Source organism: Paraburkholderia largidicola, assembly GCF_013426895.1.
Taxonomy (GTDB): domain Bacteria; phylum Pseudomonadota; class Gammaproteobacteria; order Burkholderiales; family Burkholderiaceae; genus Paraburkholderia; species Paraburkholderia largidicola.
On sequence record NZ_AP023175.1, the window covers coordinates 1,094,699 to 1,116,175 of the forward strand.

The window sequence follows — 21,477 nt, forward strand, 5'->3', positions numbered from 1 at the left end:
GGTGGCGTGCGCGGGCACGCCACTTGCCCCCCCTGGACGGGTCGTCGCATCGACACTTCAAGCCGGTCCAAAACGTCGCATGGCAGGGCCGCCCTATCATCGACGCATGAATACTTCTCCTGTACCCCGCTTCACGCCGGCGCTCGCGCGCATCGTCGCGACGGTCAGCGTCGGCTTCGTCGTCACGCAACTCGACGTGACCATCGTCAATATCGCGCTCGCGAAGATCGGCGCGGATCTGCATGCGGATGTCACCGGCCTGCAATGGATCGTCGATGCGTACACGCTCGCATTCGCGGTGTTGATGCTGTCGGCGGGTGTGCTGGGCGACCGCTTCGGCGCGCGGCGGATGTTCGCGTGCGGCATCGCGCTGTTCGCGGCGGCGTCGTTGGCCTGCGGGCTCGCTTCGGGCGCCGCGCTGCTCGTCGCCGCGCGCGCCGTGCAAGGCATGGGCGCGGCGGCGATGCTGCCCAATTCGCTCGCGTTGCTCAACGAGGCATGCAGCCACGATCCGAAGCTGCGCGCCCGCGCTGTGGGGTTGTGGACGGCGGCAGGCGCGATCGCGATTGCGGCGGGCCCGGTGATCGGCGGATTGCTGATCGCTGCATTCGGCTGGCGCGCGATCTTTCTGGTGAATCTGCCCATTTGCGCGTTGGGGCTGGCAGCAACCTTCGCGTGGGTGCCGCGTCCGCGGGCGGCCGCTGATAGAGCGCCGTCGACTGCACGTCCACGCGGCATCGATCCCGTCGGCCAACTGCTCGCGGTCGTCGCGCTGACGGCCTTTACGGGTGCCGTGATCGAATGGCGGCCGCTCGGGCTCACGCACCCGCTCGTTTGCGGCAGCTTCGTGCTCGCGCTGATCGCGACGGTGGCGTTCGCCATCACCGAGCGTCGCGTCGATACGCCGATGCTGCCGCTCACGTTCTTCGGCAACCGCACCTTCAGCGCGGCCGTGCTGTTCGGTATCTGCGTGAATCTGACTTACTACGGCGTCGTGTTCGTGCTGAGCCTTTATCTGCAGCACGCACGCGGCGAGACGCCGCTGCAGGCGGGTCTCGCGTTCCTGCCGCTGACGGGCGGGTTCCTGGTTTCGAACGTCGCGAGCGGCTGGGTGGTCGGGCGCTTCGGTGCACGCGTGCCGATGATCGCGGGCGCGATCACGGCCGCGCTCGGCTATGGTCTGCTGCATTTCGCGCAAGCCGCTTCACCGCTCTGGACGCTGCTAGTACCGTTTCTGCTGATCCCGTCCGGCATGGGCCTCGCCGTCCCGGCAATGACGACGGCCGTGCTCGCTTCCGTCGACGCGCAACGCGCCGGCACGGCCTCGGCGGTTCTGAACACGGCGCGACAGGCGGGCGGCGCAGTCGGCGTGGCGGCGTTCGGCGCGCTCGCGAGCGCGTCCGACGCGGCGGGTGCGGCTGGCGCAGCGCATGTCGTGGCCGGCCTCGGATCGTCGACGCTGATCTCGTCGTGCATCCTGCTGTGCGCGCTCGGGCTCGCGTGTCTCGTGCATCCCGAGCCACACACGCACGATCGGGCGCGCGGCGGCCGTCATGGCGCGCGGCCTGCCAACGCCAGCAAATGACGCGCGCATGAGCCGCTAAAAACACAAACACCCACGATGCACGCGGCATCGTGGGTGTTGTAAATGGCGGAAAACGGCAGCAGGCGTTACAGCGTCGTCTCCTGAATCGTGCCCGTATCGAGCGCTCTTTCGATGAGCCCTTCGCTTTGCACCTTGCGGATCGCGTCGGCGACGAGCGTTTCCGGCTGTTCGATTTCCGCCTTGATCGAGCTGATCAATCCGGCTGCATCGAGGATCACCAGCGTTTCGGCCGTATCGGCCCGGCTGATGATCACACGATGCGGCGTCGGCCCTTCGCCGAGGCTCGCGCAAAACTGCATGACCGTGCCGTTGATCGTTTGGTCAAAAGCTTGAATCATCGCGTGCTCCTTGTAGTCGAATTGGCTTGCCAAACGTCGATGGTGCACGAATGATGCCCGCTCTTGCGGCGGCGTCGCAACAGAGGGCCCGCTTATTGCCGCTTTCGTGCTGATCTCGTGCCGCTGCGCGGGCAACGATCACAGGCTGCTGCCCAGGCCGCCGCGCGGCGCGCGCGCGCCGTCGACGCTGATGCGCCCCGCGCCCGTGACGAACAGCAGGAGAAATCCGCCCGCGATGCCGACGTTTTTCCAGAAATGGATGATCATGTCGCGCTGCAAGGTCGCGTCGGTGATGTTCCAGAAGTCGTGTCCGAGGACGGCCGTCGCGATGGTGTAAGCAGCCATGAACAGGCCGAGCGCGCGGATCCTGAAGCCGACCACGAGGAAAAGTCCGCCGAGCACCTCGACGGCCGTCGCAACCGGCGCGGCGACCTGCACGAACGGCACGCCCTTCGAATGCAGATACCCGACGAAGCCCGCATAGCCGAGCAGCTTCATCACGCCGCCCCAGAGGAACAGCACGGCAAGCGCGAGGCGGGCAAGAAGAATTACGCCGGAATCGACGGGACGCGTCATGGATGTGGCTCCTGATTTGAATTAAGCAGAAGACCGGGCCGCACGTCATCAGTTCCCGGGCGCTCAAGTCAGAATAAGTGGAATGGCCCGCTTTTCCAAGCAATCGACATAGGCCAAATCTGCCGCATTCCGAGTTTGCGTCACCTCGATGCGGACACCGACGTCGACACGGACGCGATGTCGGGGAATGCCCGTAAATTGAGCAAATTCACCAGCCTGTGCATGCGCAGCTTTGTTATAATCTTCTCAGGAAATCGAACAAAATCTAACGCGCCAACTCGGCTCAACATCGCGTTGAAGAGACCATCCCCATGCTGAAAACTGAACGTCTGCGCATGCTCGCCGATGCGCTGGCCAAACAGAGCGTGATGCGCCTGCGCGACGCGGCGACGTTACTGGGCGTATCGGAGATGACGGTACGCCGGGACATTGCTGCGAGCCCGGGGCATTTTACGTATCTGGGCGGTTATATCGTCAGCGCGACGGACGTGCCGAACACGGCTGGCTATTCGCTGGAGCAGGAAAAGGACCATTTCGCGCAGGCCAAGGCGGAGGCATCGGCTGTGGCGGCGAAGCTGATCGTGAACAACGAGACGCTATTCATCGACTGCGGGACGACGCTCACTACGCTCGCGCGGCTGATTCCCAACGATCTGCATGTGACGATTGTCTGCTATTCGCTGAATGTAGCGGAGATTTTGCGGCGCAAGCCTAATGTGCGGATGATTCTTCTGGGCGGTGTATATGTGCCGTCGTCGGATTCGTTTTCGGGCGAGGAAAGCATCGAGGTGCTTCGGCGCATGGGGATCAACAAGGCGTTTATTTCCGCCGGCGGCGTTGATGATGCGCACGGTGTGACGTGCTGGAATTTTCATGAAGTCGCGCTTAAACAGGCCGCGATGGCGGCGGCTGTCGAGAGTCATCTCGTGGTTGATAGCAGCAAGTTTGGTGTTGTTAAGGCGGTTCGGTTCTCGAAGGTCGAGGAGTTTGCTTCGATCATTACCGAGAAGGGGCAGGTGGTTGCCGCGAAGCGGAAGGGTTAGGTTTTTTGTCTGTCTTGCGATGCTCGGGTATTTTGCTTTTGCTTTGGCTTTGCGCTGGCGTCCGCGTGATGTTATTGGTTTGCTAGCGTTGCCCCTGTGCGGGGCGGCACCTACTTTTCTTTGCCGCCGCAAAGAAAAGTAGGCAAAAGAAAGCGGCTCACACCGCCAGTTCTTGTATTTGCCTGAGGGCCCCCAACGGTTCTTACGCTTCACACGGCAACGCACCTGTTCGCGTTCGTTGCCAACGTTCTCTCTGTACGCCTCACCCGCTTCGCGCGCCCGCATTACCGAATGCCGCGCCAGATAGTCCACCGCCGCCCAGGTGGCAAACAGTGTGTAGGCCAAAGTACTCCACACGCCTCACTTCGGACCGATAGCGCATGCGCTCCACCTGTAAGAGCGCTAACTTCTACGTCGCGACAACCTGCACACAGTTTGCCACCTGGGCGGCACATACCATTCGCTGCCGTCTGCCGTTGTATGGGTGCCTGAAGCGGGTGATGCGATCATTCGAAGCGTTGGCAACGAGCACTAACCAGGGCACTGCCGTGTGAAGGATGGGGACGTTGGGGGCCCGTGGATAGGAACAAGCACTGGCGGTGTGAGCCGCTTTCTTTTGCCTACTTTTCTTTGCGGCGGCAAAGAAAAGTAGGTGCCGCCCCGCACAGGGGCGACGCTTGCAGACCAATAACATCACGCGGACGCCGGCGCAAAACAAAAGCAAACCACCCCAGCGTCGCAAACAACAACCACTAACCCTTCCGCTGAAGAGCAAACAACGTCCCAGCAATCAAAATAAACGCCCCGATAATAACCTTCTGCCAGGTACTCGGCACCCCAACAAGAATAAGCACGCTATTAATGAGCGTAACGAGCACGACCCCAAGCAAAGTACCAACAACAGTCCCCGTCCCACCAGTAATCCGGGCCCCGCCCAGAATCACCGCAGCGATCACATCGAGTTCAGTGCCGACAAGATCAAAAGGATTGGCCAACCGGTTATTCGACACATGCAGGATGCCTGCAATTCCCGCCAGCATCCCCGTATAACCAAACACAAAAAGATGAATAGCCCGCAGGTTATAACCAAGCCGCTCGGCAATAGCAAGCGAACCACCCATGGCATAAACCCCACGCCCCATCATCGTGCGATTCAGCAGCCACCACGTGACAACAGATGCAATCACAAGCGCCAACACAGAAGCCGGCAACACCGCCCTTAACCCATCGGCAGTGTGATAAAAGAACAGCGGAATACGCCCAAAATGATCCATGCTGTGCGGAATGTTCATAAAGAACGTCGTGCCGATAAACGTCAGCAAAATCCCGCGATACAAGTACTGCGTACCAATCGTCACGATCAGCGAAGGCGCCTTCAGCCGGTGCACCAGCACACCATTGATCACCCCAAGCACAATGCCGCCCAGCGCGCCAACGACAAGAATCAACGCAAACGGCGCGTCCGGCCACCACGCAAACACAGCCTTGGTAATCGCATACATGGTGAGCGCGCCGATCGCCGTGAACGACACATCGATACCACCCGACGCGAGCACCACGAGCGTCCCAAGCGCGAACAGCGACATCGTCGTCGCCGAATGCAGCAGATCGAACAGCGTCGCAAGCTGAAAGAAGCGCGGATTGATCGCACCGACGATCACACACGTCACGACGATCAGCGCCGTCGTGAACCACTCCGGGTTGCGCGAGAACTTCGCGCGCCACGTGGGCGGCTTCACCTCGGGCGCGATTTCGACGACGTTGGGGGTAGTCACAGTCCGGTCCATGATAGACGACATCTTATGCAGCCTCTGACAGCAGAGCGTGATACAGCTCCGCTTCGTTCAACTGATCCGCGCGATACTGGCTCGCCACGCGGCCTTTCTTCATCATCAGAATGCGATCGCAATTCTGCAGCAGCTCGGGCAAGTCATCGCTGATCAGAATGATGCCGATGCCGCGCTGCGACAGCTTCTGCATGATCCGGTAAATGATGTCCTTCGAGCCGACATCCACGCCAACCGTCGGCCCATGCAGGATCAGCACCCGTGGATCAATCGCGAGCCAGCGCCCAATCAGCACACGCTGCTGGTTGCCGCCCGACAGCGACTGCACCGGCTTGTCGACGCCCGGCGTCGCGATCTGCAAGTCCTTCACGGTCTGCTCGGCAAGCTGCTGCGAGCGCGCGCGATCGACCTGTCCAAAGCGATCGCGCAAGCTCGAAATCATCGCGGTGATCACGTTGTCGCGAATCGACTTGTCCAGAAATAGCCCTTCGTTCAGGCGGTCTTCGGGCACATAGCCGATCCGATGATCCTTCGCGTCCGACGGCGTGCGCAATACAACGTGCCTGCCTTCGAGCGTCACCGTGCCGCTCTCCGCCGGCGCAACGCCCGCCAGCGCGCGCGCCAGTTCGTTACGGCCCGAATCGAGCAGCCCCGTCACGCCGAGAATCTCTCCGCGATGCAGCGCGAACGACACATCGCGGAACTGCGCGCCGCGCGTGTAGCCCTTCACATCGAGCACGACTTCCGTACCGACTTCGCCTTCACGATACCGCTCGCTCGACAGATGACGGCCTGTCATCAGCTCGCTGATCTGCGTTTTCGTGTAATCGGCAATCGGGCCTTGCGCCATCTTCTGGCCGTCGCGCAACACGATCACTTCGCCGCCGATCGCATAGCACTCGTCGAGCTTATGGCTCACGAACAGCACAGTCACGCCCTGCGCGCGCAGATTGCCGAGCACGGCGATCAGGTTGTCCACTTCCTTTTGCGTGAGCGAGGTGGTCGGCTCGTCCATGATGACGAACTTCGCTTCGCTCGCAATCGCGCGCGCAATCGCCACGAGCTGCCGCGTCGCGAGCGGCAACTGTTCGATCAGCGTCGACTGGAATTCGGGATCGCCGGGCAAACCCACGGCTTCGAGCGCTTTCGCCGCGGTGCGCGCGAGCGCCTTGCGGTCGAACGTGCGCGTGAGGCGCCCGTTGTGCTCCGCAAGTTCCGACGTCAGCGCAACGTTTTCGGCGACGCTCATGTTCGGCAGCAGCGACAGGTCCTGATAGACCGTCTCGATGCCCGCCGCCAGCGATTCGAGCGCCGAAAGCCGCGCGTGCGAAACGCCTTCGATGATCAACTCGCCTTCATCGGGCGGCTGCGCGCCGGAGATGATCTTGATGAGCGTGCTCTTGCCGCAGCCGTTTTCACCGAGCAGGTGATAGATCTGCCCGCGATCGAAAGACAGGCTCACGCCGCGCAACGCATGCACGCCCGTGAACCGCTTGTGTACGCCGACCACCTGCAGGAACGGCGTGGAGGAAACGTTTTGATTCATGCTGAAAAGCCGTGCTCCAGATGAATATCGAAGCGTGCGGGCGCTCGCTAGCGAAAGCCCGCACGCGGTGATGCCACGATCAGAAGTTGTATTGCTTGTAGTTCGTCTTGTCGACGTTCACCCAGCCCTGGCCGCGCACGATGATGCCCTTGCCCGGACCCTTCTCGACCGTCACCTTCGTGTAGCCCGGAATGCCGAGATCCGCGCCGTTCTGCACGGTCTTGCCTTCGACCAGCATCTGCGCAACCTTGTTCATCGCGAGACCGGCCTGTTTCGGATCCCAGAACGCGATGCCGTTCACCGCGCCGCTTTCGAGGAACTTGCCCGCTTCCGTCGGCAGACCCGTGCCGTAGACGCAGATCTTGCCTTGCATGCCCGCTTCTTCCACTGCGCGGCCAATGCCGATCACGTCCAGCGACGACGAACCCTGGAAGCCCTTCAGGTCGGGGTGCTTGCGCAGCACTTCCTTCGCCACTTCATACGCCTTCTCGCCGTCGTTGTTCGTTTCGAGCTTCGGCTCGACGAGATTCAGCTTCGGGTACTTGGCCTTCGCGTTGTTGATGCCGCCGTCGGCCCATTGCACCTGCGAGCGGCTGCCGAGCGAGCCGACCAGCACGGCCCACTTGCCGTCCTGATGCATGCACGACGCGAGGCGCTCGTTCAGGCCCGCGCCGTACGCGGAGTTGTCGAAGGCTTCGATGTCGACCATCGTGTTCTTCGCGTTGTCCGCTTCATGCGTGACGACCTTGATGCCGCGATCCATCGCCTTCTTCAGCGCGGGTTCGAGCGTCGGCGGATCGTACGGAACGACGGCGATGGCCGTCACTTTCTTCGCGATCAGGTCTTCGATGATCTTGAGCTGCTGCGCGGCGTCGGCGCGGCCCGGGCCCGTCTGATACGCCTGCACGCCGGGGTTGTCCTTCGCGAACTCCTTGACGCCTTCGTCCATCCGGTTGAACCAGTTGATGCCCGTGACCTTGACGACCGTGACGATCGTTTCGTTGGTCGCGGCTTGCGCGGCGGCGATCACGCCCAGCGCGAGTGCGCCCGTTGCAAGGGCGGCGCTCAGTCGGGTCAGTTTCATGCGTTTGTCTCCGTTGCCTTTAGTGATGTAGTCATGAGTTGGTGTCGCCCCTTCATATGCACGCGGAAATCCAGGGCCCCGATGTCCGCTGAAACCATCGCTGCAGCGCTAACGCCTCTGATTCGGCTGCGCGAAACCGAAGATCGCACGCACCCGCTCGCCGCCCGCAAACGCGAGCGATGCCAGCAGCAGGAAACCCCACGCGCAATCACCGAAGAACTGCGACACGCCGAGCAGATTGAAGAAGCTCGACAGGAACTGAAGCACCGTCGCCGCGAAAAACACGCAGACGATGCGACCATAACCGCCCGCGGGATTCACGCCGCCCATCACGGCAATCAGGATCGCGATCAGCAGATACGAATTGCCGTAGTCCCACTTCGCGCTCGACGTGTGCGTGACGCTGATGAGCCCCGCAAGCGACGCGAGGATGCCGCACATCATGTACGTGAGAATCAGCATCCGCGCGCGCGGAATACCCGTGTAGAACGCGGCTTTCGGATTCGTGCCCATCAGGTACAGGCGCAAGCCGAACGGGCTGCGCCGCAGCAGCCAGCCGAGCACGACGACAGCCGCAATGAAAATGACGAATGAAACGGGCACCTGGAACCACGTGCCATTGCCGATATCCGACAGCGGCTCGACATAATCGACGTGCACCGACGCGCCGTTGCTCAACACGACGGCACAACCCGTGAACAGCAGCTGCGTGCCGAGCGTGCAGAGAATCGGCGTGAGGCGCAAACGGGCGATCACGACGCCGTTCACCAGCCCGCCAATCGCACCCATGACCACGACGATCGCGCAGAACACGCCCGTGTAGAGCATCGGCGAATCGTCGCCGCTGATGAACTTCGGCACGACCAGCGCCGCGACCATGCCCGACAGGTTCGCCAGCCCGACGCCTGACAGATCGATGCCGCCGTTGCCCGATACCATCGACAGCATGATGCCGAGCGCGAGCAAGCCGAGTTCAGGCAACTGGCCGCCCATCGACTGAAGGTTGTCGAGCGAAACGAACTGGCCGTGCGAGATCCATGTCGCGGCGAGCACGACGAGCACGTTCACGGCCAGCAGAAAGTTCAGTTGCCGGTCGCGAAACAGGCCGGCGGAAAGCGAGGACTTCATGTCGAAACGAACTCCTTCATGCCGCGCGCCGCATCAGGCGGCGCACGCGCTCAATGCGTTGAAAGCGGATGACCGGCCTGCGCCAGCACTTCGTTGACTTCGGCGAGCGTCGGCATCGACGGCGCGGTGCCGGGGCGCGTCACCGAAATGCCCGCCAGCGCGCAACCAAAGCGCGTCGCTTCGACGGCATCCGCGCCGCGTGCGAGTGCCGCCGCAAAACCGCCTGTGAAACCATCGCCTGCGCCTGCCGTTTCAACGACGCGTCCACACTGGAACGCAGGCACGAACACCGACTGCTCCGCGGAATGCAGCAACGCGCCCGCTTCGCCGAGCGTCACGATCACGTTGCGCACGCCTTTTTTCAGCAGTACGTCGGCGGCACGGCGCGCATCGTCGACATTGCTGACTTCGATGCCCGTCAGCGCGGTCGTTTCCGTTTCGTTCGGCGTGATGTAGTCGCACAACGGGAAGATGCTGTCGTCGAGCGGCAACGCGGGCGCGGGATTGAACACGGTCGTCACGCCATGCTTGCGCGCGACTTCGAGGCCGTGCTTCGCTGCCGCGACCGGTTGTTCGAGCTGCGTGACGAACACGCGCGCCGAGGCGATATCCGCTTCGATCGCGTCGACGTCGCCCGCATTCATCGTCGCTGCCGCGCCGGAAGCGACGATGATCGCGTTCTTGCCGGTGGTGTCGTCGACGAAAATATGCGCTGCGCCCGTCGAAGCACCGTCGACGACCGACGCACGCGCCGTGATGCCCTCGGCGTCCCACGTGGCTCGCGCAATCTGACCGAACGCATCGTTGCCGAGGCGCGTGCAGAACACCACGTCCGCACCCGCTCGCGCCGCCGCGACGGCCTGGTTCGAGCCCTTGCCGCCGGGGCCCATCTTGAACGCATTGCCCGCGATCGTTTCGCCGATCAGCGGCATGCGGTCCGCGCGAAACGTGAGGTCCGTCACATAGATGCCGAGAATGACGACGCGGCCTTCTTTCTGTTGCGTGGCCATCGTCGTCATTCCTTCGGTGCGTCGGGCGCGAGCAGCACGCCCTTCTTGAAGATGAAACAGCCGTAGCCGCGCGTTTCGCCCGTGGCGATCACGCAGTAGGCCTTCTTCGCGCGCGCATAGAACGCAAAGCGCTCGATGCCGACGAACGGCACGTCGCGCCCTTCGGCCTCGTTCACTTCGGCCTGCGCTTCGCGCTGCACGGCGGGAATGGTGTTCGGCTCGCCGACCACTTCCATGCGCGAGGCAGGATCGTCGACGAACGTATCGAGCGGCAGCACCGACAGCAGCGCGCGAATCGCGCGCGGCGCATCGACGCCATCGAGCCGCAGCAGTTTGCCCGTCACGGACTCCCGCGCGACCGAGTCGCCCGGAAAGTTCGCGTCGCAAATCACCACTTCGTCACCGTGGCCCATCGCGCGCAGCGCGTGCAGCACATCGGCGTTCAACAGCGGGTCCAGATTCTTCAGCACGTTGTCTCCTCCGTTATTCGGTTGGCGCGCTATCGTTCTGTCATGCCCTGTCAGGCGATCAGAACACGATCAGTCGCCATACGGTATCCAGATGTTCTTGACTTGTGTTGCATGGCGCAGAAACGCCGGGCCTTCGCTCGATGGGTCGTACCAGTCGAACGCGCGGCCATGATCGACGAACGTGCGCTTCAGGTTGCCAATCGACTCGCGTTCGGCAAGCGCCGAATCTTTCGCGGAGCCGAAGCACCACAGCGCATCGACGTCGTCGTGCTTCGCGAGCGCCGGCAACAGCGCAGCGCGTTCGCCCGTCACGATGTTGAGCACGCCCGCAGGCACATCCGACGTCTCGACGATCTGATAGAAGTCGGTCACTGTAAGCGGACTCGACGAACTCGGCAAGGCAACGACGCGATTGCCCATCGCAAGCGCGGGCGCGATCAGCGAAATGAAAGACAGCAGCGGCGCTTCGTCCGGGCACGCAATACCGATCACGCCGAGCGGCTCGTTCATCGCGAGCGCGACGCCGCGCAGCGGCGGCGCATGCACCGCGCCGTCGAACTTGTCGGCCCACGCGGCATACGCGAACAGGCGCGTCACCGACGCGTCCACTTCGCGGCGCGCTTCGGCAATGCTTGCGCCCGTGCGCTTCACCAGTTGATGCACGAACTCATGCGCGCGCACCGCGAGATTTTCCGCGAGGTAATAGATCACCTGCGCGCGGTTGTGCGCGGTAGCTTGCGACCATTTCTGCGCGCCGCGCGCCGCCGCGACGGCATTGCGGATGTCCTTGCGATTGCCCTCGCCCACTTCGCCGACGAGCGCGCCATCGGCGCCATACACGGGCAGCGTGTAGCCGCTATCGGGGCGCGCCTGCTTGCCGCCGATGAAGAGCTTCGCGGTGCGGTCGATCGCCAGCACATCGGCGGTCTGTTCAAACTCATGCGCTTGCGTCGACACCTCCGTCACGCGATGCACCGGGCGACGCTCGCCGAGCGCGAGCCATGCCTTCGGCTTCACGTATTCGTAGATGCCTTCGCGGCCGCCTTCGCGTCCATAGCCCGACTCGCGATAGCCGCCGAAGCCGACCGCCGCGTCGAACAGATTCGTCGCGTTGACCCACACGACGCCGCACGCAAGGCGCGGCGCAATGTCGAGCGCGCGGCCGATCGTTTCGCTCCAGATGCTCGCGGCGAGACCATAGCGCGTGTTGTTCGCGAGCGCGACCGCTTCGTCCGGCGTGCGGAACGTCATCGTCACCAGCACGGGGCCGAAGATTTCTTCCTGCGCCAGCGTCGAGGCAGGCGCGACGCCCGTGACGAGCGTCGGCGGATAGAAGCAGCCGCCCGCGGGCACCGTCGTTTGCGTCGACTGATAGATTTCGCAGCCTTCCAGGCGGCCTGCTTCGACGAGCGAGTCGATCCGCTCCAGTTGCACCTTGTCGACGATCGCGCCGATATCGATGCTCTTGTCGAGCGACGGGCCGACGCGCAGCGTCGCCATGCGGCGCTTGAGCTTGTCGATGAAGCGCGCAGCAACGCCTTCCTGCACGAGCAGACGCGAGCCTGCGCAGCACACCTGGCCCTGGTTGAACCAGATCGCGTCGACTACGCCTTCGACTGCGCCGTCGAGATCCGCATCGTCGAACACGATGAACGGCGACTTGCCGCCCAACTCCAGCGTCAACGACTTGCCCGTGCCCGCAGTCGCCGCGCGGATCACGCGGCCCACTTCCGTCGAGCCCGTAAATGCAATCTTGTCGACGCCGGCATGTTCGACGAGTGCCGCACCCGTGCGTCCATCGCCCGTCACCACGTTCAGCACGCCCTTCGGCAAGCCCGCGCGCTGCGCGAGTTCGGCGAACAGCAACGCGGTGAGCGGCGTGTATTCAGCTGGCTTCAGCACGACGCAGTTGCCCGTCGCGATGGCAGGTGCGATCTTCCACGCGAGCATCAGCAGCGGGAAATTCCACGGCACGATCTGGCCGATCACGCCGAGCGGCGCGAAGTCCTTGAACTCGCTGTCCTGCAGTTGCGCCCAGCCCGCGTGATGCAGAAAGTGCCGTGCTACAAGAGGGATATCGATGTCGCGCGTTTCGCGGATCGGCTTGCCGTTGTCGAGCGCTTCGAGCACGGCAAACAGACGGCTATGCCGCTGCACCATCCGCGACAGCGCATACAGATGCCGCGCGCGTCCCGCGCCGCCCAGCGCGAGCCAGCCCGGCTGCGCGGCGCGCGCGGCGGCGACGGCGGCATCCACGTCGGCTGCGTCGCCTTGTGCGATATGCGCGAGCAGATCGCCCGTCGCGGGTTCGTGCGATGCGAAACGTTCGCCCGCTGCGGGCGCGCGCCATCCACCGTCGACGAAATGGCCGAACGTCGCGTCATGCTGCGCGAGCCACGCACGCGCTGGTTGATCGTCCTCGGGTGCGGGACCGTACTCCATCGATGAAAAATACTCGGCTACGCTCATGGGATCGATCTGCTCAGGCAACAGGGTGACGGTTGAAGGCGGAATAACGGCCAGTCGCGTAATGCTCGAGCTGGCGTTCGATATCGGCGAGAAGACTGGATGCGCCGAAGCGGAACAGTTCGGGCTCGAGCCACGCGCGGCCCAGTTCTTCTTTCATCAGGATCTGATACAGCAGCGCCGTCTTCGCGTTCGACACGCCGCCCGCCGGCTTGAAGCCGATCAGGATGCCCGTGCGCGCGTGGTATTCGCGGATCATGCGCGCCATCACGAGCGACACGTCGAGCGTCGCGTTGACGCCCTCCTTGCCCGTCGACGTCTTGATGAAATCGGCGCCTGCCATCATGCAGATCATCGATGCACGCGCGACGTTCGACAACGTCTGGATATCGCCCGTTGCGAGAATCGCTTTCAGATGCGCTTCGCCGCACGCGGCGCGGAAATCGCGCACTTCGTCATAGAGCGCCTGCCAGTTGCCCGTCAGCACGTACTCGCGTGTGACGACGATATCGATTTCCTGCGCGCCGTCGGCCACCGATGCCTCGATTTCCTTCAGCTTCAGCGGATGCGGAATCAGACCGGCCGGAAAGCCCGTCGAAACGGCCGCAACGGGAATGCCGCTGCCGGCGAGCGCATCGACGGCGGCCGCGACATAGCGGTGATACACGCACACGGCGCCCGTCGTGATGGTATGCGGCGGCACGCCGAGCGCCGCGAGGATGTCCGCGCGCACCGGCTGTCTCGCCTTGGCGCACAGACGCCGCACGCGGCCTTCCGTGTCGTCGCCGTTGAGCGTCGTCAGGTCGATGCAGGTGACGGCTTTCAACAGCCATGCGGCCTGCGCATCCTTCTTGACGGTGCGGCGCGTGCCGAGCGTCGCCGTGCGCCGTTCTACGGCCGACTGGTTGACGCGCAGGCCATCGAGCCATGCGAGATCGAAGGGCACGCCCGGATTACGGGCGGGATGAACGTGGGCCGTGCGTCGCAGCGCGACGACCGACGAGGACTGGGTAGGAGCTTCAGGCATAGACATCCGCAAGTTTGTGCAATGCACCGCAACGGCTGATGGTTTATTTGCATGCATCGTACATCGCTTGAGAGGATTCTAACAAGCTTCGTTACGATCGTTTCCAGCGATCACGGACGTGGCTGACCCGGTTCGGGCGGTCGGAAGGCTTATCCGGCAAGGCTTTGGGCGCAGCCGACGACCGGCATTGGTGTTTTCACCAGGGTGTGAGCGGAAGAGCCTGGGGCCAGGCGATGTCACAAACTTTGAAACGACGTTCGGTGCAAGTTGCCGCTAAACGTCGGTGTGTCATGAGGGACGTGAGGATCGACGGATTCGTCGAGATCGGCGACGCATGCAGAACAAGCGTTGGATGCGCCGCACAAACGCATCCAGTTGAGGTCGCCGGAAGCCCATTTCAAGGGGGCCAATTTTTGCAGAAATCGCACTTGAAAGTTTGCACAGGCTTCCTATCTATCGAGTCATCAGGGCAGCCGCTGCATCGACACGACGGCGCTGCATGTATCCATTCGTTCGTCGCGGCATGACAGGCAAACCGGCACACTCAGGCCGGCGCGTCTCGCCGCTCAGAGGAGAGAGCGACCATGAGTGACTTGTATTTCGGAACCGATGTGTTCAGCGAACTCGACCGCTTGCAGCGCCATATGTCGAGCGTGTTCAACGGCTTCCCTTCGAGCCTGCGTTCGAGCCGTGCCGGCACGTTCCCGAGCCTCAACATCGGCACGACCGACGAAGCAATCGAGATCGTCGCATTCGCCCCCGGCATCGATCCTTCGAAGCTCGAGCTATCGATCGACAAGGGCTTGCTGACCATCGCAGGCGAGCGCGCGGCGGCACGCCCCGCACAGGAAGAAGGCGCACGCGCCTATGCACAGGAGCGCTTCAACGGCGCGTTCCGCCGTGTCGTCGAACTGCCGCAACAAGCCGATCCCGACAATGTGCAGGCGCGTTATGTCGACGGCTGTCTGGTGATCACGGTCGGCAAGCGCGAAGCGTCGAAGCCGCGCGCCATCACGGTTCAATAAGGGCGAGGAATACATCATGAGCGACAACACTCAAGTGACCCAGCGCGACGAGAGCGCAGTGAGCCGCAATGGCGCGCGCCAGCAGGAACGCCGCGTGACGCTGACGCCGCCCGTCGATATCGTCGAGGACAGCAAGGCGGTGACGCTATGGGCGGATCTGCCCGGCGTGTCGAAGGACAAACTCGACATTCGCGTGCACGACGGCAGCCTGACGATCGAAGGTGAATCCACGGTCCCGGCTTCATCGAACGTGCGGCTCTCGCATGCCGAAGTGCGCGCGCCCTTCTTCGCGCGACGCTTCTCGATCAGCGACGACTTCGACACGTCGAAGATCGAAGCAAACCTCAAAGATGGCGTACTGAAGCTCGTCATTCCGCGCCGCGAGCAGGCACAGCCGCGGCGAATCGAAGTGAAACTCGGCTAAGCGTTGTATCGAAGTGAAAACGGAGCACCCGCGATTGCGGCGTGCTCCGTTTTTTTACCTGCGCTAAACGACTGCTGCGTTGCGCTATGCCTGCAAATCCAGCGCGGATCGCAAACGCTCGATCACGTCGCTCCAGTCATTGCGCTTCGATTGACGGAACAGACGCATCTGCGGATACCACGGACTGTCGTCGCGCTTCAGTTGCCAGCGCCAGTCGGGCGTGAACGGCAAGGCTATCCATACGGGCTTGCCGAGCGCGCCGGCAACATGTGCAACGGCTGTATCGACGGTGATCACGAGATCGAGTTGCGCGATCAGCGCGGCCGTCTCGGCGAAACTCGTCAGCCGGTCGGACACATCGCGCAACACGCCGCGCGCCACGCAATCATCGAGACACGCGCGATCGCTTTCGCGCACGTCCTTCACCAGCGAAACGAACCGCGCGTTCGCATCGAACAACGGGATGCATTGCGCGAGCGGAATCGAACGGTTGCGGTCGTTCAGATGCGTGCGGCTACCCGACCATACGATGCCCACGCGCGGCCTTGCATCGTCTTGCGCAAACAGGTCGGCCCATTGCGCGGCCAGTTGCGAATCCGCACGAATGTAGGGGCTTTCGGTGCTCAAATCGGTTTCGCGTATCTTCAACGCGAACGCGAGACTGAGCATCGGAATGTGATAGTCGAATGCAGGCAGCGGCGCCGTTTCACCGATCACTTCGGCCGCACCGGGATAGCCGAGCAACAGCGGCAGCAACGCATCCTGAACCCGCACGACGACGCGGGCGCCCATCGCGCTCAGGCGACCGACGAAACGGATGAACTGCACCGTGTCGCCGAAACCCTGCTCGCCATGCACGAGCACCGTCGTGCCGTCCAGCGGCTGCTTGCCCGTCCACAGCGTCGCGTCGGGAAAGCCGTGATTCATCGTGCCATCGAGCCAGCGCCATTCATATTCGCGCCAGCCATGTTCGAACTCGCCTAGCAGCAGATTGGTCTGCGCGCGATTGGTGCGCGCGCCGGCATCGTTCGCATCGATCGACACGGCTTTTTTGAACTGCTGCAACGCTTCGTCGAAACGATGCAGATCGCGCAACGCGACACCCAGATTCACGTACGCGCGGACGAAATTGGGCTTCAATGCGATCGCCTGGCGATACGCGGCGAGTTCTTCGTCATAGCGCTCCATCTGCCCGAGCAGCGTGCCGCGGTTGTAGTGCACTTCGGCCGATTGCGGATAGCGCTGCGTCAGCCGCGCGAGACGTTGCAGCGCGCGTTCGTGCTCGCCCGTCGCCACGAGCGACATTGCCGCGCCATGCAGCGATTCCGCGTGATCGGGATACGCGGCAAGCACGCGCTCGTAGAGCGCAATGGCGTCGGCGTGACGCCCTGCAAGTTGACAGATGTGAGCGGCGAAATGCAGCTGCTGCGGGGTCGTCGAGGCGGGCTGCGCGGCGCGCGTCGCGTAGTCGGCTGCGCGCGCGTAATCGCCCTGCTTCGCCGCGACGTAGCCGAGCGCTTCGAGTGCTTCGTTGTGGTTCGGATCGATCGACAGAATGCCGTGCAGCAGCGCTGCCGCTTCGTCGTATTGGCCGGCGGTGAACTTCTGCTGCGCGTCAGCGAGGCTTTGAGCGATATCGTGATTCATGATGCAGCGGTTCGGCGCAACGCCGCGTCGCGCCCGGAGACGGAGGGGTCGATTGTACGCGAGCCCCTTCGCGTTGCCTCCGCGTTGCCTTCGCTTGAGCGTCTTTCCGCTGCTGTCACGCCATGCCGCTTCGTGTCATCAAACTGACACGCGGATCTTGTGGTCCTTCTGCATTTCCTCGAGCTGTTTCTGCGCTTCGAGTTCTTTCTTCATCATGTCGCGGACTTTCTGCATGACCTTTTCACGCTCTTCGGGCGACATCTTCTTCAGGTCTTCTTCCGTGATGCCGAGCTTCGCGAGAATCATCTTTTCGATTCGCTCGCCCGTGGTGCCTTTAGTGTAATCGGTCAGTTGATCGAGCAGTTCCTTGAAACTCGGCTTGTTGCCCGATTGCGCGCCGGCACTGCTGCCGACTGCGCTATTCGTGCTGCCCGTGCCCATCGTTCCGATGTTGTTCGTCGTTTGCATGTCTTGCGTTCCCCGAGGTCTTGTTGAAATTCGAATCTGACATCCGCATTACGCTTGCGCAGCACTTTAGTCAGGACGAACCACGGCGTCAACGGTTCTCCGATGACATATTCGGACACAAACACCATCTCATCCAGCCGACCAGCGCGAGCAGCATGAGCCCCGCGCCGCCGAGCACCGGCTCACGCCACGCGACGAGCGCAATGAACGTGAATGCGCGGGCGCCTGCGAGCAGCGCAAATCCGGCGATGGCACCCGATGCCGCATCGATTGCGTCCTGCACGCGTGCATACGCGTCGACGCTCAAGGTGACGGCGGGCTCATGCATGATCGTTCTCCTGTCTTGGTATGTGGGATGGCTGCTATGCGTCAGGCGGCGCCGGGCGCTTCGTCGAGAAAGCCGGTGACCGACTGCAGCCGGCCATCCGACTCGACGACGCCGAAGTCGGAACCCTTCACGATCGAAGCACCCGAGGGCGTCAACAGTTCCCACGAGAAGCGCAGGCGATCCGCGAAGCCGTCGACCTCGGTCGTGCGGCGAAACGTGTGATGTGGAAAGCGTTCATGGACGGCGTGGATCATCGCGTCGATGCCGTCGTGTCCATTGCCGGATAAGAGCGGATCGACGTAGGCGGCATCGTTCGCCCAGGTCGCCGAAATCAGCTCGCGGCGGCGGCCGGCATCGGTTTCGTTCCAGGCGTCGAAGTAACGGTCGATCAGTGCGGTATGCGCGTTCATCATGGATTCCTTCAGTCGGTGGAGGGTCGAGAAGTCCGCCGCGTGTTTCGTATTTGCGGCGGCCTCGGACTGAAGATTCGTCGATGAACGTACGTGCGTCGATTACGCGGGAGGTAATGATCCGGCAGCACCTGCCGCTTCAAAGCGCGCAGGTGCCGGAGAGAAAGTCTTTCGGAGTGGATGCGGCGAACGCGTGCTATGCGTTCGCGGTGCTGATCTGATCGGCGAGCCGCCGGCCTGCGTCATACCCGGCTTCGCGCGCTTCCTCTTCGCTGTGGAACGTCGCGACGAGTTCTTGGAAGCGGCGGCTTTGTCCTGCAAGATGCGCGTCGGCGCCGTGATGGCACACATAGCCGACGTAGTGCCACAAGGTCTCCGGCACGGGCGGCCCGTAGGCCGTGACGGGAAGCACCCAGACTTCCTGGCCGTTGTGCTCGATCTTGTCCCACATGTTCACCTCCGGAACGGTCGCAAGGGACTTCAGTATGAGCGCGTTTGGCCGTGCCGGCGACCGGACGCGCGGCGACGCATTACCTCGGAGGTAATGGAATTGCGCCAGGGTTTGGCTATCATCGACGCCATGAACACGCTCACTGCCACCCTGTCCGCGTCCCCGGGCGCCCCTTCGATGAGCCGCACGGTCGGCGACATGCTGCGCGACTGGCGTCAGCGGCGCCGGATGAGCCAGTTGCTGCTCGCCTCCGAGGCCGACATTTCGACGCGCCATCTGAGCTTCGTCGAATCGGGCCGCGCGCTGCCGAGCCGTGAAATGGTCATGCATCTGGCCGAACGGCTCGACGTGCCGCTGCGGGCGCGCAATGCGCTGCTGGTCGCGGCGGGTTATGCGCCGCTCTATCGCGAGCGGCAACTGGGCGACCCTCAACTGGACGCGGCCCGTGAAGCGATCGATCTCGTGCTCAAGGGCCATGAGCCGTATCCCGCCGTCGCCATCGACCGGCACTGGACGATCGTCGCCGCGAACAACGCGCTCGCGCCGCTGCTGACGGCCGCGAAGCCCGCGCTGCTCGAAGCGCCCGTCAACGCGCTGCGGCTGTCGATGCATCCGGACGGCATCGCGTCGCAGATCGCCAACTGGCATGCGTGGCGCGCGCATCTGCTGTCGCGGCTGCAGCGCCAGATCGATGTCAGCGCCGACCCGACGCTCGCCGCGCTCTACGACGAACTGGCCGCCTACCCGACGCCGCCCGACGCCGAACCTGCCGACGACAGCCCCGCGTCGCCGCTCGAGCAGATTGCCGTGCCGCTGCGCCTGCGCACCGAACTCGGTGTGCTGTCGTTCTTCAGCACGACGACCGTGTTCGGCACGCCCGTCGACGTCACGCTCTCCGAACTCGCGATCGAAGCCTTCTTCCCCGCCGATCCGCAAACGGGCGAGGCGCTGCGCAAGTTCGCCGAAACGCGCGCGTCGTCGAACGTTTCGAGCGACTGAGAGACGCGCATGCACGAAGATATTTCGATCCGCCAGTTAGGGCCCGCCGACCGCGACGCGTTTTTCGCGCTGCGTTTGCGCGGTTTGAAAACGCACCCCGCCGCGTTCGGGCAAAGCTATGAAGAGGCCATCGAGCGCGGCCCGTCGCAACACGATTCCATGCTGGACGGCACGCATGCCGCATCCGGCAGCTTTTTGCTGGGCGCGTGGTCGTCGACGGATGGCGCGCTCGTCGGCACGGTCGGGCTGCTGCGCGAGACGCGACACAAGGAACGCCATAAGGGCTACGTGATCGGCATGTACGTCGCCGACGAAGCAGCGGGACGCGGCGTCGGGCGCGCGCTGCTGACGGAGCTGCTCACGCGCGCCGCGCAGATCGACGGATTGCGGCAGGTCGTGCTGCTCGTCACGAGCGCGAACGGTTCGGCTCGCGCGCTGTACGAATCGCTGGGGTTTCGCGTGTATGGGACGGAGCCGGACGCGCTGTGCATCGACGGCGTGTTTCACGATGCCGATCTGATGGTGCGGTTCGTCTGAACGCGCGGCGAATTAGACAGCAAGCCCCGGAGTGTGCGAGCGCCGCCGCTTGCGTAAAGTGAGCGGCATCGACAAGGCCGAAGCCGCCACGGAGCCGCTCATGCAAGATCTCGCATTCGACAGTCAAGCCACGCTGTTCGGCGGTGACGAACCGGCGAACAAAGATGGGCGTGGGCCAATGCCCGCACTCGCCACGCCGCAATCCATCGAACGACGCGTCGACGCGATCGACTGGCCGCATGCTTCAGCCGACCTGGACGCGCACGGCTGCGCGATGCTCGAAGGCCTGCTGAGCGCCGACGAGTGCGACGCCTTGAGCGCGCTCTATCCACGCGACGATCTCTATCGCAGCCGTGTCGTGATGGCGCGGCACGGCTTTGGGCGCGGCGAGTACAAATACTTCGACTATCCGCTGCCCGACGTGATCGGCGCGTTACGCACGGCCATCTATCCGCATCTCGCGCCGCTCGCGAATGCCTGGAACGAAACCATGCGCATCGACATCCGCTTTCCGCCGACGCACACCGACTTCCTGCGCCGCTGTCATCAGGCCGGGCAATTGCGTCCGACGCCGTTGATCCTCCAGTACGCGGCTGGCGACTATAACTGCCTGCATCAGGACCTGTATGGCGAGCACGTTTTTCCCTTGCAGCTCGCGATCCTGCTGTCCGAACCGGGCAAGGACTTTACGGGCGGCGAGTTCGTGCTCACGGAGCAGCGTCCGCGCATGCAGTCGCGCGTGGAAGTCGTGCCGCTGCGCAAGGGCGACGCGGTGATCTTCGCGGTGCATCATCGGCCCGTGCAGGGCACGCGCGGCGCGTATCGCGTGAACATGCGGCATGGCGTGAGCCGGTTGCGCTCGGGGCATCGGCATACGCTTGGCGTGATTTTCCACGACGCAAAATAGGTCTTACGACTTTGCGGAGCGCCACGCGTCACGTGGCCAACTCGCAGGCCGCGCGCGGCATCATCCGTCACAACGTGCTATGTTGTTTGACCGGCTTCCGGTTGCAAACCAGCGCCCGAAACCGCATATCTTCATCATCCGATCGCGCCCACGCACGCACGGCATGCACCGTCGCCGTGCTCACGTGCTCCGCACTGTCT

22 protein-coding genes are annotated in these 21,477 nt (G+C 63.3%); 7 read left to right on the forward strand and 15 right to left on the reverse strand.

Annotation, left to right across the window (positions count from 1 at the left end; translation table 11 throughout):
• Nucleotides 1–79 precede the first annotated feature (79 nt).
• Nucleotides 80–1,585, forward strand: coding sequence for an MFS transporter (locus PPGU16_RS21495; RefSeq protein ID WP_180724771.1), 1,506 nt, complete (start codon nucleotides 80–82; stop codon nucleotides 1,583–1,585).
• 86 nt (nucleotides 1,586–1,671) lie between these two features.
• On the opposite strand, the gene PPGU16_RS21500 is transcribed toward PPGU16_RS21495, so the two are convergent.
• Nucleotides 1,672–1,944, reverse strand: coding sequence for a hypothetical protein (locus PPGU16_RS21500; RefSeq protein WP_180724772.1), 273 nt, complete (start codon nucleotides 1,942–1,944; stop codon nucleotides 1,672–1,674).
• Between the two features lie 138 nt (nucleotides 1,945–2,082).
• Entirely contained in the window at nucleotides 2,083–2,520 is a 438-nt protein-coding gene (locus tag PPGU16_RS21505) for a DoxX family protein (RefSeq protein ID WP_180724773.1), read from the reverse strand.
• A 311-nt stretch (nucleotides 2,521–2,831) separates the two neighbouring features.
• Between PPGU16_RS21505 and PPGU16_RS21510 the strand changes: the two genes are divergently transcribed.
• The gene (locus tag PPGU16_RS21510; protein WP_180724774.1) at nucleotides 2,832–3,563 is read left to right on the forward strand and encodes a DeoR/GlpR family DNA-binding transcription regulator; all 732 of its coding nucleotides are present in this window, start codon (nucleotides 2,832–2,834) and stop codon (nucleotides 3,561–3,563) included.
• Between the two features lie 752 nt (nucleotides 3,564–4,315).
• Here the strand turns inward: PPGU16_RS21510 and PPGU16_RS21515 are convergent.
• From PPGU16_RS21515 to deoC, 8 genes are all read right to left on the reverse strand, one after another.
• Nucleotides 4,316–5,362, reverse strand: coding sequence for an ABC transporter permease (locus tag PPGU16_RS21515; RefSeq protein WP_180724775.1), 1,047 nt, complete (start codon nucleotides 5,360–5,362; stop codon nucleotides 4,316–4,318).
• A 1-nt stretch (nucleotide 5,363) separates the two neighbouring features.
• Nucleotides 5,364–6,896, reverse strand: coding sequence for a sugar ABC transporter ATP-binding protein (locus PPGU16_RS21520; protein ID WP_180724776.1), 1,533 nt, complete (start codon nucleotides 6,894–6,896; stop codon nucleotides 5,364–5,366).
• A gap of 79 nt (nucleotides 6,897–6,975) precedes the next feature.
• Complete coding sequence (locus PPGU16_RS21525) at nucleotides 6,976–7,980, reverse strand: substrate-binding domain-containing protein (RefSeq protein ID WP_007585635.1); 1,005 nt, start codon at nucleotides 7,978–7,980, stop codon at nucleotides 6,976–6,978.
• Nucleotides 7,981–8,088: 108 nt separating this feature from the next.
• Nucleotides 8,089–9,108 carry an ABC transporter permease gene (locus PPGU16_RS21530; RefSeq protein ID WP_180724777.1) on the reverse strand — a complete coding sequence of 340 codons (1,020 nt, stop codon included), beginning with the start codon at nucleotides 9,106–9,108 and terminating at the stop codon, nucleotides 8,089–8,091.
• Nucleotides 9,109–9,158: 50 nt separating this feature from the next.
• Nucleotides 9,159–10,118 (reverse strand): ribokinase, encoded by a 960-nt coding sequence (gene rbsK, locus PPGU16_RS21535; protein ID WP_180724779.1) that lies wholly within the window; start codon nucleotides 10,116–10,118, stop codon nucleotides 9,159–9,161.
• Between the two features lie 5 nt (nucleotides 10,119–10,123).
• Nucleotides 10,124–10,588: an RbsD/FucU family protein gene (locus PPGU16_RS21540; RefSeq protein WP_094297856.1), complete on the reverse strand. Its 465-nt coding sequence runs from the start codon at nucleotides 10,586–10,588 to the stop codon at nucleotides 10,124–10,126.
• A 69-nt stretch (nucleotides 10,589–10,657) separates the two neighbouring features.
• Nucleotides 10,658–13,057 (reverse strand): aldehyde dehydrogenase family protein, encoded by a 2,400-nt coding sequence (locus PPGU16_RS21545; protein ID WP_180724780.1) that lies wholly within the window; start codon nucleotides 13,055–13,057, stop codon nucleotides 10,658–10,660.
• A 13-nt stretch (nucleotides 13,058–13,070) separates the two neighbouring features.
• Nucleotides 13,071–14,081 (reverse strand): deoxyribose-phosphate aldolase, encoded by a 1,011-nt coding sequence (gene deoC / locus PPGU16_RS21550; RefSeq protein ID WP_180724781.1) that lies wholly within the window; start codon nucleotides 14,079–14,081, stop codon nucleotides 13,071–13,073.
• 584 nt (nucleotides 14,082–14,665) lie between these two features.
• Between deoC and PPGU16_RS21555 the strand changes: the two genes are divergently transcribed.
• Nucleotides 14,666–15,106 carry an Hsp20/alpha crystallin family protein gene (locus tag PPGU16_RS21555; protein ID WP_007585671.1) on the forward strand — a complete coding sequence of 147 codons (441 nt, stop codon included), beginning with the start codon at nucleotides 14,666–14,668 and terminating at the stop codon, nucleotides 15,104–15,106.
• A gap of 16 nt (nucleotides 15,107–15,122) precedes the next feature.
• The gene (locus PPGU16_RS21560) at nucleotides 15,123–15,530 is read left to right on the forward strand and encodes an Hsp20/alpha crystallin family protein (protein WP_180724782.1); all 408 of its coding nucleotides are present in this window, start codon (nucleotides 15,123–15,125) and stop codon (nucleotides 15,528–15,530) included.
• Between the two features lie 84 nt (nucleotides 15,531–15,614).
• On the opposite strand, the gene PPGU16_RS21565 is transcribed toward PPGU16_RS21560, so the two are convergent.
• The 5 genes from PPGU16_RS21565 to PPGU16_RS21585 form a co-directional block, all read right to left on the reverse strand.
• Nucleotides 15,615–17,177 carry a tetratricopeptide repeat protein gene (locus PPGU16_RS21565; RefSeq protein ID WP_180724784.1) on the reverse strand — a complete coding sequence of 521 codons (1,563 nt, stop codon included), beginning with the start codon at nucleotides 17,175–17,177 and terminating at the stop codon, nucleotides 15,615–15,617.
• Between the two features lie 138 nt (nucleotides 17,178–17,315).
• Entirely contained in the window at nucleotides 17,316–17,645 is a 330-nt protein-coding gene (locus tag PPGU16_RS21570) for a hypothetical protein (RefSeq protein ID WP_243460652.1), read from the reverse strand.
• A gap of 88 nt (nucleotides 17,646–17,733) precedes the next feature.
• A complete protein-coding gene (locus PPGU16_RS21575) occupies nucleotides 17,734–17,973 on the reverse strand; it encodes a hypothetical protein (protein ID WP_180724785.1) in 240 nt (79 codons plus the stop codon).
• A 41-nt stretch (nucleotides 17,974–18,014) separates the two neighbouring features.
• Nucleotides 18,015–18,383: a nuclear transport factor 2 family protein gene (locus tag PPGU16_RS21580; RefSeq protein ID WP_180724787.1), complete on the reverse strand. Its 369-nt coding sequence runs from the start codon at nucleotides 18,381–18,383 to the stop codon at nucleotides 18,015–18,017.
• A 196-nt stretch (nucleotides 18,384–18,579) separates the two neighbouring features.
• A complete protein-coding gene (locus tag PPGU16_RS21585) occupies nucleotides 18,580–18,834 on the reverse strand; it encodes a hypothetical protein (protein WP_007585681.1) in 255 nt (84 codons plus the stop codon).
• Between the two features lie 129 nt (nucleotides 18,835–18,963).
• On the opposite strand from PPGU16_RS21585, the gene PPGU16_RS21590 reads away from it, so the two are divergent.
• The 3 genes from PPGU16_RS21590 (at nucleotide 18,964) to PPGU16_RS21600 (ending at nucleotide 21,277) form a co-directional block, all read left to right on the forward strand.
• Nucleotides 18,964–19,833: a helix-turn-helix domain-containing protein gene (locus PPGU16_RS21590; protein WP_445260888.1), complete on the forward strand. Its 870-nt coding sequence runs from the start codon at nucleotides 18,964–18,966 to the stop codon at nucleotides 19,831–19,833.
• A 9-nt stretch (nucleotides 19,834–19,842) separates the two neighbouring features.
• On the forward strand, nucleotides 19,843–20,370 hold the full coding sequence (locus PPGU16_RS21595; RefSeq protein ID WP_180724790.1) for a GNAT family N-acetyltransferase: 528 nt from the start codon (nucleotides 19,843–19,845) through the stop codon (nucleotides 20,368–20,370).
• A gap of 178 nt (nucleotides 20,371–20,548) precedes the next feature.
• Nucleotides 20,549–21,277, forward strand: a complete 729-nt coding sequence (locus tag PPGU16_RS21600) for a 2OG-Fe(II) oxygenase (protein ID WP_180725171.1) — start codon at nucleotides 20,549–20,551, stop codon at nucleotides 21,275–21,277.
• Nucleotides 21,278–21,477 lie beyond the last annotated feature (200 nt).